Below are 13,826 nucleotides of genomic sequence, written 5' to 3'. Positions count from 1 at the left end.
GCCCATGGCCTTGCAGAATTATCGCTACGTTCCCGGCACGATCATCATCATCGGCAAGCAGCCGGATGGCGATTCGGTGCGGTTTCGCCCGGATGATGAAAGCCTGCTTGCCGATATCTACCGCGCTCATCTACTGCGCCCCGCCAAGGACGGCAGCCATCAACTGCGGCTGGAAGGGATCGATACGCCCGAAACCCATTACGAGAGCAAGGCGCAGCCGCGCGGCGGGGTGGCGCGGGGTTATCTGCTGCGCGATCTGATCGGCTTTTCCTCCTTTTCGCTGTCGAAAGAAACCGTCACTGCCGCCGAGCCGCAAACCATCCAGGCCGGTATTCTGACGGCCTCCGCCGATGTTCACGGGCGGCCGATCTGCTATCTGACCTTTGACGGCAATCCGTTTTCCTCCGGCGAGACCGGCGCGATTTCAACCAAAACCCTGGAGGCCAGCGCCAATTACCGGCTGATCTCCAGCGGCATGGCCTATCCCATGCTCTATAGTTCCGCGCCGGTGGACCAGCGCCAGACGATTTCTGAGGCGGCACGGGCTGCGCGGGACGCGGGCCTTGGCGTCTGGGCGGTGGATAAGACGGAACGCTTTGCCCTCACCGACCTCACCGATCTTGGCTGGGCGAGCGGCAGCAATCCGGGCGAGAAAGAGGAAGACGGCACCGGCAAGGCCCAATTGATCTTCCCGAAACTCTTCCGCCGTGGCTGCGATTTTCTCAAATCCGGTGAGACCGATCTGGTCGAGTGGCTGCGCAAGACGGAAAGCGAAAACGACAAGGTGATTATCGACAACCGCACCGAAGTGCCGCTCTCGCAATTGCTGCGCCGGGAAAACGACCGCTACCGTTTCGATGCCGACCTGACGCAAGCGGTATTTGTCGAAAAGTAGCTTCGCTATGCCATGGAAAATACCCAGTCATCCATGCGGGGTGAACGCTGTATTCATCATCCTGCCCGTTGCGGATGACCGCCTGCCCGCCTACATCGGGCAGGCAATTTTTCTTCCAGGCGAGGATGCGTGAGCATCTTCGAGCCTTCGCATAAGGATAGTATCGTGCTGCTTGATAAATTGAACTGGCGTTATGCCGCCAAGAAAATGGACCCGTCGAAGACTGTTGCTGAAGACAAGGTCGAGCGTATTGTCGAGGCGGCCCGGCTGGCACCGACCTCCAGCGGCTTGCAGCCGTTTTCCGTGCTTGTCGTAACCAACAAGGAGATCCGCGAGCGGATCAAGCCGATCGCCTGGAACCAGGGCCAGATTACCGATTGCTCGCATCTGCTGGTGTTTGCCGCCTGGGACAATTACACCGCAGAGCGGATCAACACGATGTTTGATCTCACCAATGCCGAGCGCAATTTTACCAATGAAGGCTGGGAAAACTATCGCAAGATGCTGCTGGATACCTATCCACCACGCGACGCCGAAGTGAATTTCGAACATGCCGCCCGCCAGGCCTATATCGCATTGGGGCTGGCACTGACGGCTGCTGCCTTCGAAGAGGTCGATTCAACCCCGATGGAAGGCTTTGACCCGGCAGCGCTGGACGAAATCCTCGACCTACGCGCCAAGGGCCTGCGCTCCGTCGCCATCCTGCCGCTGGGCTATCGTCAGCCGGATGGCGACTGGCTGGTCAACCTGAAAAAAGTCCGCCGCGCCCGTGAAGATTTTGTCATCGAGGTGAAGTGAGGCTGACGGTCTGCCGGGATGGGCTTGCCTATTCCCGGCAATCGGCCAGTGCTGTGACCGGCGCATTGACGATCAGCACCCCGAAAGAGGGATAGAGCCGGCTGAGAACCGCCGTCACCTCAGGAGTAACGAACCAGACTTCCCTGCCCTCGCCGCTGCATTGTGCATGACGGGGGCCGAGGGCGGCGTCCAGCGCTTCTTCCGTCGTGCGAAAGCCGAACAGGTCGTTTTCACCAGCGTACAAAAACAGGCTGGACGGTTTGCCAAACCTGGAGACGAGGCAAGGGCGCAGGCTGGCTGAAAACGTGCCGATGCCGCCAAGCTGCTGCTGTGGTCTGGCGATATCCAGTTGCGCCGCGCAATTGTCCGGCCTTTCAATGGCGCTTTCACCATAGGGCTTCAGCCAGGCCGCCATGGCGTCCGCGTTGGTCCATGGCGGCGGCTCACTCTTCAGCCGCGTAAACAATGCCGTCAAAGCCGCTTTGTCCACCAGCGCATTGGGCGGCGCTGAATTGACTTTGCAATTGGCATCCGATGGGGCAGACGCAAGCAGCGTCAATTGCGCGATGGTTTCCGTCTTATAGACATCAACCCGCAAGGCCAGCGAGTGGTCAGGGTGTGGTGCCCAGTAAGCATGGGTATCATCGCTACAGGCCGGATCAGACGGACCAAAAGCCTGGGCAAGCTTTTGGCGAAAACCATCCGCTGCCGCCTTGTCCGTAAAACGCATGTCGATCAGCGTGCCGCGCACCTCACCATGAATGACCGGCAGGATATAGGCCAGACCCGGGACATTGCCCGTCAACTGGTGCAGGATGGCCGTTTCTTCCGGCGGGGAGACCAGACCGGCGAAATGCTCGGCCAGAACCGCTTCATCCCCCAGCGCCTTTTCCAGATCGCCGACTTTTTCGACGATCCGCGCCGCATCCTCATCGCCCAGAAAGCCCGGATCACGGGCGGTAAAAGGCTCCTCCGCCAACGTGGAGACGGTAAGGGAGAGGGCCAGCAAAACAGCCGCCGCAAGGGCGAAAATTATGCGGTGTACCGGGGCCATGCTCGCTATGCTACCAAAGAGTGCTTTGCTCTGTGGTAGCATAGCACCCTTATACCGGGCAAATCACTCCGCCACGGCCTCCACCGGTTTCGGGGCCCCGCCGGTCGGCAACCGGACATTCTTCAGGCAGCAGGACGCGATGAAGCCGCAGCCAATGATCAGCGCCATGCTGATGAATACCGGCCCGAACGCATGAGCATAGGTGGCCGAGACCGCTGCGCGGGCTGCCGGGTCCAGCGCCGCAATGGCCGCCGGTGTCAGGCTTTCGATATTACTGACGCCAGGGATTGCTGCACCGCCAGTCATGAAGGCCGATAGCACCGCACCATAGATGGAAATGGCGATGGAGGCACCGCCCATGCGGGTCAGCGTCACCGTGCCGGTCGCCGCCCCGACATCCTTCTGGGCCACGGCATTCTGCACGCCAATCACCGGGATCTGCTGGCCGATACCGACGCTGATGCCATGCATCAGCATCAGCACGCCAATCACCGCGATCGGCGTGCCAACCGGCAATTGACTGAACAGGATAAAGGCAATGCAGCTGCCCGCGCCGCCGATGATACCGAAAATCTTGTAGCGACCTGTCGAGGAAATCAGCCGTCCGCTGCTAAGCGAACCGATGGCGATGCCACCGGTGACCGCAATGAACAACAGACCAGCCAGCGTCGGCGACAGCCCGGTGGTGGTTTGCAGATAGAGCGCAACGTAATTGACCGAACCGATGCCGACAGCACCGCTGGCCAGTGATATGATCCACAACAGCCGGGCGGTGGAATTGCGCATCAGGCTGATCGGCACCATGGGTTCTGCGGCCCGCTTTTCCACCTGCACGAACAGCACAGCACAGACCAAGCCGAAGGCAACGACGCCGAGGCTTCCCGGTGCCACCAGTGAACCGAAAATCTGGCCGCTATCGGCCCAGAACACCACGCTGGTCACGGCGCAGGCCAGCAGCAGCGCACCGGCATAATCGATCTTCGGACGGCGATGCGGCTTGCGATAGGGCAGATAAAGGCCAAGACCGACCAGCACCAGAATGCCAATCGGCAGGTTGACGAGAAAGATTGACCGCCAGCCGAACAGGTCGCTCATCGTGCCGCCCAATGTGGGGCCGACCGCGCCTGATGCCATCAGCACCAGGCTGGAATAGCTCTGATAACGGGCCCGCACCCGTGGCTCGAACAGGTCGGCATTGACGGAAAAGATCGACACCATGATGCCGCCACCGCCAAGCCCTTGCAGCACCCGTGCAGCAATCAACGTGTTCATCGAAACGGCCGAGCCGCAAATCAGCGAGCCAACGGTAAAAATCGCGATGGCCGTCATCATCACATATTTACGGCCAAATAGATCCCCCAGTTTGCCATAGAGCGGCATGACCGCGCTGGTGGCCAGAAGATAGGCGGACCCCACCCACCCGAACCGCTCCAACTGCCCGAACTCGCCAACGATGGTCGGCAATGCCGTGGAAACGATCTGATTGTCCAGCGTCGCCATGAACAGCGCCGTCATCAGAAACAGAAACAGCATCATCCGCAGGCGCGGGTCCGGGACCAGCGACTGAAACGGCGGCGGCGCCACCGTCTTGGGAGCGGCGGCCGGATCGGACAAGGCGGTATCCATGCGGAAATCTCTTTGGTTGCAAGGCTGAAGGAGTTGGTAATAACTCAATGGTCGGGGATCGATGGTTTGGAAGAGCGATGGACACGACGTTCATTGCCCTTGTCATATATGTGATAAAAGCATATATTGTATTTTATTGTCAATGTGCACATATATGATAAAAGCACATATTTTCGTGAACTCCGATCTGCACTGGCTTGCGCATGACCCAACCTCAAGACCGCGCCGAACACGCAACCGCCCTGGGCGCCGATCTTGTTGGTGACCAAGCCCCTGCGGGCGTCGAAAATGCCTTGGACGGCATTTCGCAGACCATGGCCCGGCTGCGGATGATGATGGGCCGGCGCTTCATGTCGCGCATAGCCCTCAGCCGGATGAGCGAGGGCCACGGCATGGAGCTTTCGCATTTCGACGTGGTGAAGGTGGTTTCCCATGCCTCGCGTGGCCAGGAAGTGACTGTTGGGGTGATTGCCGAGCAGATGCGCATCGATCCATCGCGGGCAAGCCGCGTTGTGGCCGATCTCGTCCGGCGTGGTGCCCTGCGGCGTGAGGCCTCTCAGGCCGATGCCCGACGCACCATCGTCACCCTGACGCCAGTCGGCGAGGAACTGCTGTACCATTTTGAGGCCGTTCGCCGCGAGGTGATCGGCCAGACGGTGGAAGACTGGAGCGCCGATGATATTATCCAGTTCGAAACCCTGTTCGACCGCTTCATCCGCGGACTGGAATGCCGGGGAACCTTGCTGGCCAAAGAGGCCGGAGATAAGATTTAATACGAAGGGCGCCTTCCAGTCATACCTCAGATTGCCGCCGGTTTTGCATGACATCGGGTGCGCATGAAACCATGGACCGGAAAATCGGTCTGATCTTGCCGCTGCCGTGGTTGCAAGATCCGTTATGGGTGATACCTTTCGACCTCGCCGGATGACTGTATTCTCCTTCGGCCAATGATTGTCCCGGAAAAGGGAAATCCGATTTTTCCGAAAAGACAAACGAAAACCTGTTGTGCTCCAGAGGTCGTTTTCATGATTATGTTCCGCTCCAGATCTTGGTTGTTCCCATCATCGGGCCTGTTGACAGCGCTGGTACTGGTGCTTGCGCCGATGACATCGCTTCATGCCGCCTCGCCTGCCCCGGTTGAAGGCCGCAACGGCATGGTGGTGACGGCCCAGCATCTGGCGACCGATATCGGCGTTGCGGTGCTGAAATCCGGCGGCAATGCGGTCGATGCCGCCGTGGCTGTCGGCTATGCGCTGGCAGTGACTTATCCCACCGCTGGCAATATCGGCGGTGGCGGTTTCATGACCATTCGGCTGAAAGATGGCAGCACCGATTTCATCGATTTCCGTGAAAAGGCGCCGCTGGCCGCCAAGAAGGACATGTATCTCGATGACAAGGGCGAGATCGTGCCGCGTGCCAGCCTGGATGGCTATCTGGCCGTCGGCGTGCCCGGTACCGTCAAGGGCCTGGAACTGGCGCGGGAAAAATACGGCGCCAAGGACCGCGCCACCCTGCTTGCCCCGGCGATTGCGCTGGCCCGTGACGGGTTCACGCTCAACCAGGGCGATGCCGCCATTCTGGCCAGTGGTGCCAAGCGGTTGGCAAAAGACCCCGCAGCGGCAAAGATCTTCCTGAAGGCCGATGGCGCGCCCTATGGTGTGGGCGAGGTGCTGAAACAGCCCGATCTGGCCAATGTGCTGGCCAGCATTGCCGAAAAAGGCCCCGATGCCTTCTATAAAGGCATGCCCGCCCAGGCGATTGCCAAGGCCAGCGCCGATGGCAAGGGCATTTTGACCGCCGCCGATTTCGAAACCTATGCGGTGCGCGAGCTAAAGCCGGTCGAGTGCGACTATCGCGGCTACCACATCATCTCCTCGCCGCCGCCATCGTCGGGCGGGGTGATCATCTGCGAAATCCTCAATATTCTCGAGGCCTATCCGCTGGCCGAGCAAGGCTATGGCGCGGCCTCTACCGTGCACCAGATGGTCGAGGCGATGCGCTACGCCTATGTTGATCGCAATGCGGCGCTGGGCGATCCGGACTTTGTCAACAATCCGCTGCCAAAAATGCTGGACAAGGCCTATGCCGCCGAGATCCGCGCTAAGATCACCCCCGGCAAAGCGGGTCAATCCGCCAACCTGAAGCCGTTCGGGGGCAAGGAAAGCACCGAGACCACGCAATATTCAATCATCGACGGTCAGGGCAATGCGGTGTCCGTCACCTATACGCTGAACGGTTCGTTCGGGGCGGGCGTGGTCGCCCCCGGCACCGGTATTCTGCTCAACAACGAGATGGACGATTTCACCTCCAAGCCCGGTGTGGCCAATCTCTACGGGTTGGTGCAGGGCGAGGCCAATGCGATTGCCCCGAAGAAAACGCCGCTGTCCTCGATGAGCCCGACCATCGTCACCAAGGATGGCAAACCTTTCATGGTCATTGGCAGCCCCGGCGGCTCGCGCATCATCACCATCACGCTGGAAGCGATCCTCAATGTGGTGGATTTCGGCATGGATATTTCTGCCGCCGTCAACGCGCCGCGCATTCACCATCAATGGCAGCCGGACAAGATCTATTACGAGCCTTATGCCCTGTCGCCCGATACGCTCCAGAAGCTGAAGGATATGGGCTATACGCTGGATGGCGGCAATGACGGCCCGGTCTGGGGCCAGGCCGCTGGCATTCTGGTCGGCGGCAAGAGCGTGGCCAACATTGCCAAGGCCGCAGACAAGGCATCCGGCTATTTCGGGGCCATCGACACCCGGGCCGTCGCCGGTTCCGCCAAGGGTTATTGACGCAGCTTGCCGACAAAGACGGTGGCTTAGAGTTTGTCAGGGAAAAGTGGAATCCGGTTTTCCCGAAAAGACAAACGAAAACAAGAGAATCTAGAGTCTGTCTGGTTCAATCTGAACCTGACAGACTCTAGGCCGCCGTCACAGGCCGATCAAGGCCAGGGCGTCCGGCGGCGGACGCCTTTCCACCCGCCGGTAGAGGCGGCAATCGGGCGTGCGCGACAACAGCCTGTTGTTGACCATTTCCCGACGCAGCAGGACATGGTCGCCAAAGCCGTTCAGGCTTTTGAGCAACGCATTGACCTCCGCTTCCGGCAGATCCCTATCGGCGGAAAAGGCCGCCCAAAGCTTCCACAGGCTCAACCGCTGATGGCTGGTTTTCGATGGCCACCGGATCAGCACGCCCTTGTCGTCAAAACAGCGCGCCACTGCCTCAACAAGCCGATAATCGACCGGCGGATCGGCGGCCTTTGGCAGAGCCAGCCTTGCCTGGGCCGCACGCGACGCTTTCCAGTGCTGGAAGTTGGCGTGGCCTGAGGCGCGGGCGAGCATATTGAGAAGCTCGACATGGCCAGGCGCTCCCTCATGCTTTTGAAGTTCGCGGCCAAGACGGCGGGCAAGATCGGAAATATCTGCAATTTCATAAGAGTAAGTCAGACGCGACATCGCTTTATCCTTCGATAGATGCGCCCATGCCATGCCGGTAACCACCGTCCTGCCAGCGGGCGCAATAAAGCGTGCCGTGGATATACAGCGCTGTGCGCCATATATGGCGCACAAAGGTTCGCTGTAACTCTTTCATACCTACTGCATAATTTTCTCTTTAAACCGATTCCGGTTTAAAGAGAAAATTATGCAGTAGGATGATGCAGGTTTAGCTCTCCTTTGCAGGAGCGGTGATGTCTGGGTGAACTGCGGACCCTGTTAAGAGTGATAGAAGCAAATTGTTTTCAGTGTCAATCCCGTGCTTCCCAAGGCTGCATTTCAAGGATAGCCTCACCTCCAAATCACCCTTGGGAGACACCGATGTTGAAAGTCTATGGCTGCTATAAATCCCGCGCCACGCGCGTCATATGGCTTGCGGAAGAGCTGGAACTGGCCTTCGATCATATCCCGGTGTTGCAGGCGGTGAAGCTGGACAATCCGCTGGCACCGGATGCGCCGATCAACACCCAGTCGCCAGCCTTCCTGGCGATCAATCCGTTCGGGGCCATTCCGGCCATTGAAGATGACGGGTTGGTTCTGTTCGAATCGCTTGCCATCACCCTCTACCTTGCCAAGCAATATGGCGGCGAGATCGGTCCGAGGGATCTGGAGGAAGATGCGCTGATGATGCAGTGGTCGCTGTTTGCTGCCACCGAAATCGAAGGCAATGCGCTGAAAATATCCCGGATTGCCATGGATGGCCGGCTGGACAGCGAGGCCGGTCAATCGGAAGCAGCAGCAGCCGCCCGGCTGTTGAAGCGGCCACTGTCTGTGCTGGAAAAGCATTTCTCGGCCAAGGAATTCGCCGTTTCCGACCGTTTCACGGTGGCTGACATCAATCTCGCCGAAATCGTTCGCTACGCCCAGCCTTATACGCCGGTGATGGACGCCCATCCGAGCGTCAGTGCCTGGCTTGACCGCTGCCAGAGCCGCCCGGCCTTCAAGGCCATGTGGGAAAGGCGGGCTGCGGAGTAATCGATGCATCCCACTCCTCCCTTGATCCTGGCACCGCTGGCGCGCGACGACCGCGCCCGCGTGCTGCATCTGGCTTTGCCACCGGAGCAGCAGATGTTTGCCGGGCCTATCGAAAACGTTATCGACGACGGCGATCAAACGGTGGATTTTCACATCGGCAGTGTCAGCGATGACCCTGTCTGCTTCTTCAAGATCGACAGGGACTATAATACCCGGCTTACCGGTTTTGACTTGGCGGAGCAAGGTTTCCAGCCCGGCGATCTCGGCCTGCGGGCACTGATCGTCGGCAGCCAATTTCAGGGAAAAGGCTATGGCACGGCAGCCATGGCCGCCCTGCCCACCTATCTCGCCCGCCATTATCCGGCCAGACACTGTTTCCTCACCGTCAACCTGCGCAATCCGGCGGCGATCAGCCTTTACACAAAAGGCGGCTGGCAGGATACCGGCCAAACCTATCTGGGCGGCAAGGCCGGACCGCAGATCCTGATGCGGCTGGAGCTCTGACAGGTCCGATAGTGGCTCGCCAGCAGGTGGTGCCAGCCTCTACCCCTAAAAACAACCTGAAATTGCTTTTTCCGCCAATACATTCTGTGGAAAGGTTAGCTTCTAGCGCCTGAAATCGTTATTTAGTATTTTCCAATGTTCAGCTTACTGTCAGGACTGCGTGCCATGCGACCGACATAAAACGGTCATGTGGAGGATATTGCTTGAGTTATCGTGCCGGAAAAGCCAGCCTCTTCAGGTCCAGACCGCAGATCGGCAGCGTGACGCTGTGCGTCGTTACCACGGCCTATTTGCTGGCGGTCACCAACACCACGTTCTGGATCAAGGCGCATAGCTATCTGGCCGATACCTCACCATTGGCCTTCGGCCTGTTTGCGCTCGGCATTTCCGCCATGTGCCTGGCGATCCTCACGCTGTTCTCAGCAAAATACCTGGTAAAGCCGGTGCTGATCTTCCTGGTGATCACCGCCTCGCTATCGTCATGGTTTACCGACCAGTTCGGCACGATCATCGACCGGGAAATGATCCGCAATGCCGCGGTTTCGACCGGAGCGGAGACGGCCCATCTGCTGACGCCCCGTTTTATGATGCATGTGGTTCTGACCGGTCTTTTGCCCTCGCTGCTGATCGTCTGGTTGCGGGTTCGCCACCGACCCTTCCTCAGCAAGTTTGCCCATAATGCTGGCATCATCATCGCCTGTGTCGCGGTGTTTGCCGCCGCCGCCTTCAGCGATTACCGAACCTTTGCAGGCGTCGGGCGCGCCCATAATGATATTCTCGACCGGCTGAACCCGTTCCTGCCGATTGCCAATGCCGTGCGCTATACAATCGACGCCAACCGGGACCGGAATATCGTCGCCCAACCGATCGGCACCGACGCCCACCGGATCAATACCGCCGCCCTCACCAAGCCGCGCGTCACTGTCATCGTTGCCGGGGAAACCGCACGGGCCGCGAATTTCTCGCTGGGCGGCTATCAGCGCGACACCAATCCACAGCTAAAAGCCCGGGGCGTGACCTATTTCAGCAACACGACCAGCTGCGGCACGGCAACCGCCGTCTCCATCCCCTGCATGTTCTCCGACCTGACACGGGCAAGCTATAGCCACCGCAAGGCTGCCGAACGGCAAAACCTGCTGGATGTGCTGGGCTATGCCAAGGTCTCCGTGACATGGCTGGACAATGACACCGGCCATTACAATGTCGCCGACCGGGTGCCGTATACGTTTCTGCCGCCGTCAGCCGATCCGCGCTTTTGCAAAGATGGCGAGTGTCTGGATGGGATCCTGACCGACAAGCTGAATGGCTGGCTTGACGGCATCAAGGGCGATAGCGTGCTGGTGCTGCATCAGCTGGGCAGCCACGGCCCTGCCTATTATGCCCGCTATCCCGAGGAATTTCGCAGGTTCCAGCCGGATTGCCGCGCCAATGATTTTGGCAAATGCAGCCCGCAGGAAATCCGCAACGCCTATGACAACACTATTCTCTACACAGACCATATCGTTGCGCAGGTGATCGACACGCTGAAACAACGGTCGGGCACGTTGGCTGGCGCCGTCGTCTATCTGTCCGACCATGGCGAGTCGCTCGGCGAAAACGGTATCTACCTGCATGGCATGCCCTATATGGTGGCGCCAACCGAACAGACCCATGTGCCGCTGCTGTTCTGGCTGGCCGACGATCTGGCCAAGGATGCCGGATACGACCGGGGCTGCCTGGCAAAAACCACAGCCGAACCGCGCTCCCATGACAATCTGTTCCACAGCGTGCTGGGCCTGATGGATGTGTCGACCAAAGTGTACAATCCCGCCCTCGATGTGTTTTCCGGCTGCCGCCGTGCGCCGGGAACGGTGGCGGCGGCTGAGCCGGTCAAGTAACAGCCACCAATGCCTGCGCTCTCAACTATTCGTGTCCGCGCCTTGAAAGAGCAGCGGTAGCGGTCAGATCTGTTAGGATATGGCGACAGGTTCAACAGAAAGAGCAGCACCATGCTACGAACGACAATGGTACGATCGAAAACAACCCTCTCTCTTCTCGCAGGCGGCTTTCTGGCGCTGGGTATTGGCATGAGCGCTGAGGCGGCGGAAGCGTTGCGCATTCGCGGCACGGTCGAAAGCTTTGAGGGCAAGGTGCTGACGGTCAAGACCCGCGAGGGGGAAACCGCGAAGATTGCCCTGAAGGACGGCTGGAAAATCTCCAGCGTCGCCAAGGCCTCAGCAGATGCGATCAAGCCCGGCGATTTCGTTGGTATTGCCTCGGCTCCCAAATCGGATGGCGGCAACAATGCGCTGGAAGTGGTGATCTTTCCCGCAGCCATGAAAGGCACCGGCGAAGGCAGCCGCCCCTGGGATCTTCAGCCCGGCAGCACGATGACCAATGCCACCGTGGCCAACGCCGTTAAAGCTGTCGATGGCCCGACGCTGACCCTGACCTATAAGGGCGGTGAAAAGACCATCTCCATTCCCGAAGGCACGCCCATCGTCACCTTCGCCCCTGCCGTCGAAGCCGACCTGAAGAGCGGTGCCACCGTATTCGTCAATGCCGAAAAAGCCGAGGACGGCACAATCGCCTCAAGCCGCGTGGTGGTCGGCACCAAGGGCGTCGTGCCGCCGATGTGATGCTACTAAGCTCTGGCTCTCGGCAGATTTCCGGTGGCCAGAGCTTACGTACTTTGGCGAGGGCAAGCTTTAATAATAGCAGCCCCAAGGTCCGCAGCGACGATAGTAATGGTGCCGGTTGTCCAGGCTGGCACCAAGAACAGCCCCTCCGAGGACGCCGATTGCTGCGCCGGCAGCCACATTGCTTTCAGCCTGCTTGGCCTGCATGCGATTGCTTTGATAGGTCGCCCCGACACATTTCCGATAACGCGCCGTTCCGGGCTTCAAACCTTGCGCGCTACAGGTCATTTCCGCGTTGCTGGCAGATTCCTGAGGTGTCTGGCATGAGGCCAGACCTGACAAAACCACCAGACTAAAAAGCCCATGCAAAACTCTTCTCATCAACATCTGTCCCCTATTCTCTCCACAATCCTGGCAGAAACTGCGATTTGATCGCTCCTGCCGGTCACCGCCGCAATCCTGCGGGGTAATGCCGGGTCATCCAGTGGCATGGGAGATAGAGGGAATCCATTAGCTCATGTGTTCTATTGGATTTGCAACCGCGCCTCCTTTATGATCACCGGCCAAAACCGGGCAAATGCCCGGCTTCGGTTCGTCTGTTCTACGAAGGTTCGCTATCGCGCCTCCTCATATTACACGACCACATCGGGCACATCCTCCAGCCGGGTCCAGACGGGAATGCCCCGCTCATTGGCAATCCGCACATCGTTGTCGGCGCCTTTGGAAGCACCTGGCAAGCGCAAGACACCATCGCAAAGCGCCAGCAGCCGACCCGCGACCGGGTGGAAAATCTCCTCATAGAGCGCGTCGCCGACATACGTGCCACCGGCCGCATGCCAGATCGGCAGCGCCACCCATTCCCCGATCATTGGCACATGCCCCGCCTGAAACAGCGCATAGGACGGCGCTTCCAGTGCCTTCAGATTGGCCGCCATCTTCACCGGGTCGTCACCGGTGCCCGAGCGATAAGGGCCTGCAATCAAAATCAGCATTTCTCTCTCCATTAAACTGCACGAATATCCATAAATCTGCATGATTTCTCTTGATAGTCGAGTCAAAATCGTCAATATATGTAGTTATGTGAAATTTCAGGTATTTTCGTGCAATGCTGACTCATCAACGCAAGGCTCTCATTCTCTCCCGTTTGCAACGCGACGGACGGGTGATCGCCAAGGATTTCGCCGCTGAACTCGACCTGTCGGAGGACACCGTTCGCCGTGACATGCGCGACATGGCGGCAGCGGGATTGCTGGCGCGCGTGCATGGCGGTGCGCTGCCGCTTTCACCGGATCTGCCGGATTTCTCGACCCGAAAAAGCCGGGCGGGCAGCGAGAAACAGGCTTTGGCAACCCGTGCCGTAGCGCTGGTTCAGCCGGGGCAGATGATCTTTCTGGATGGCGGCACCACCAATGCCGAAATTGCCCGGCTGCTGCCGCAAAATCTCGGCCTGACGGTGATGACCCACAGCCCGACCATTGCCGTCGAGCTGGAACGACGCAGCGATATCGAGGTCATCCTGATCGGCGGGCGGCTCTACCGGCATTCGATGGTGGCGGTGGGTGCAGTGGCGGCGGAAGCGATTGCAAGGCTGCGCCCGCACCTGTTCTTCCTGGGTGCGACATCCGTCCACCCCCAGCATGGCGTCACCACTGGCGATGCTGAGGAAGCGGCGATCAAACGGATAATCGCCTCGGTCAGTGCGGAAACCTATCTCTGCCTGACCTCGGAAAAGCTGGATACACTGTCGCCCTGCCAGATTCTGCCACTGCCAGCCCTGGCGGGATTGATCGTCGGGCCCAGTGTGGAGGCGGAGCGTCTTACCCCCTATCAGGCGACAGGGATCGCGCTTTTCCAGGCATGAG

Annotated in this window: 13 protein-coding genes; 9 read left to right on the top strand and 4 right to left on the bottom strand. The window is 59.3% G+C overall.

The genetic code is table 11. From position 1 onward, the window contains the following. Positions 1–4 precede the first annotated feature (4 nt). A complete protein-coding gene (locus AVI_RS04690) occupies positions 5–895 on the top strand; it encodes a thermonuclease family protein (RefSeq protein WP_015915266.1) in 891 nt (296 codons plus the stop codon). A gap of 165 nt (positions 896–1,060) precedes the next feature. Further along, complete coding sequence (locus AVI_RS04685; protein WP_015915265.1) at positions 1,061–1,693, top strand: NAD(P)H-dependent oxidoreductase; 633 nt, start codon at positions 1,061–1,063, stop codon at positions 1,691–1,693. A 28-nt stretch (positions 1,694–1,721) separates the two neighbouring features. Here the strand turns inward: AVI_RS04685 and AVI_RS04680 are convergent, their stop codons facing one another. Both AVI_RS04680 and AVI_RS04675 read right to left on the bottom strand, forming a co-directional pair. Continuing rightward, a complete protein-coding gene (locus AVI_RS04680) occupies positions 1,722–2,747 on the bottom strand; it encodes a hypothetical protein (RefSeq protein ID WP_041696318.1) in 1,026 nt (341 codons plus the stop codon). A gap of 63 nt (positions 2,748–2,810) precedes the next feature. Continuing rightward, entirely contained in the window at positions 2,811–4,373 is a 1,563-nt protein-coding gene (locus AVI_RS04675) for an MDR family MFS transporter (protein ID WP_015915263.1), read from the bottom strand. A 203-nt stretch (positions 4,374–4,576) separates the two neighbouring features. On the opposite strand from AVI_RS04675, the gene AVI_RS04670 reads away from it, so the two are divergent. Then, positions 4,577–5,146, top strand: a complete 570-nt coding sequence (locus AVI_RS04670) for a MarR family winged helix-turn-helix transcriptional regulator (RefSeq protein ID WP_139192288.1) — start codon at positions 4,577–4,579, stop codon at positions 5,144–5,146. 330 nt (positions 5,147–5,476) lie between these two features. Then, positions 5,477–7,165, top strand: a complete 1,689-nt coding sequence (ggt, locus tag AVI_RS04665; RefSeq protein WP_234895325.1) for a gamma-glutamyltransferase — start codon at positions 5,477–5,479, stop codon at positions 7,163–7,165. Positions 7,166–7,303: 138 nt separating this feature from the next. On the opposite strand, the gene AVI_RS04660 is transcribed toward ggt, so the two are convergent. Further along, positions 7,304–7,828, bottom strand: a complete 525-nt coding sequence (locus AVI_RS04660; protein WP_015915260.1) for a DUF2087 domain-containing protein — start codon at positions 7,826–7,828, stop codon at positions 7,304–7,306. A gap of 360 nt (positions 7,829–8,188) precedes the next feature. Between AVI_RS04660 and AVI_RS04655 the strand changes: the two genes are divergently transcribed. The 4 genes from AVI_RS04655 to AVI_RS04640 all read left to right on the top strand — a co-directional run bounded on the left by AVI_RS04655 (position 8,189) and on the right by AVI_RS04640 (position 11,964). Then, on the top strand, positions 8,189–8,842 hold the full coding sequence (locus AVI_RS04655; RefSeq protein WP_015915259.1) for a glutathione S-transferase family protein: 654 nt from the start codon (positions 8,189–8,191) through the stop codon (positions 8,840–8,842). A 3-nt stretch (positions 8,843–8,845) separates the two neighbouring features. Beyond that, entirely contained in the window at positions 8,846–9,346 is a 501-nt protein-coding gene (locus tag AVI_RS04650) for a GNAT family N-acetyltransferase (protein WP_015915258.1), read from the top strand. 203 nt (positions 9,347–9,549) lie between these two features. Next, a complete protein-coding gene (locus AVI_RS04645; protein ID WP_015915257.1) occupies positions 9,550–11,223 on the top strand; it encodes a phosphoethanolamine transferase in 1,674 nt (557 codons plus the stop codon). Positions 11,224–11,349: 126 nt separating this feature from the next. Then, entirely contained in the window at positions 11,350–11,964 is a 615-nt protein-coding gene (locus tag AVI_RS04640; protein WP_041696316.1) for a hypothetical protein, read from the top strand. A gap of 632 nt (positions 11,965–12,596) precedes the next feature. Here AVI_RS04640 and AVI_RS04630 read toward each other — a convergent pair. Next, positions 12,597–12,956, bottom strand: coding sequence for a hypothetical protein (locus tag AVI_RS04630; protein WP_041696312.1), 360 nt, complete (start codon positions 12,954–12,956; stop codon positions 12,597–12,599). A gap of 113 nt (positions 12,957–13,069) precedes the next feature. Between AVI_RS04630 and AVI_RS04625 the strand changes: the two genes are divergently transcribed. After that, a complete protein-coding gene (locus AVI_RS04625) occupies positions 13,070–13,825 on the top strand; it encodes a DeoR/GlpR family DNA-binding transcription regulator (RefSeq protein WP_015915254.1) in 756 nt (251 codons plus the stop codon). Position 13,826 lies beyond the last annotated feature (1 nt).

The sequence above is a fragment of the Allorhizobium ampelinum S4 genome (assembly GCF_000016285.1).
GTDB lineage: Bacteria > Pseudomonadota > Alphaproteobacteria > Rhizobiales > Rhizobiaceae > Allorhizobium > Allorhizobium ampelinum.
This window is presented reverse-complemented; position numbering and strand designations above follow the sequence as displayed.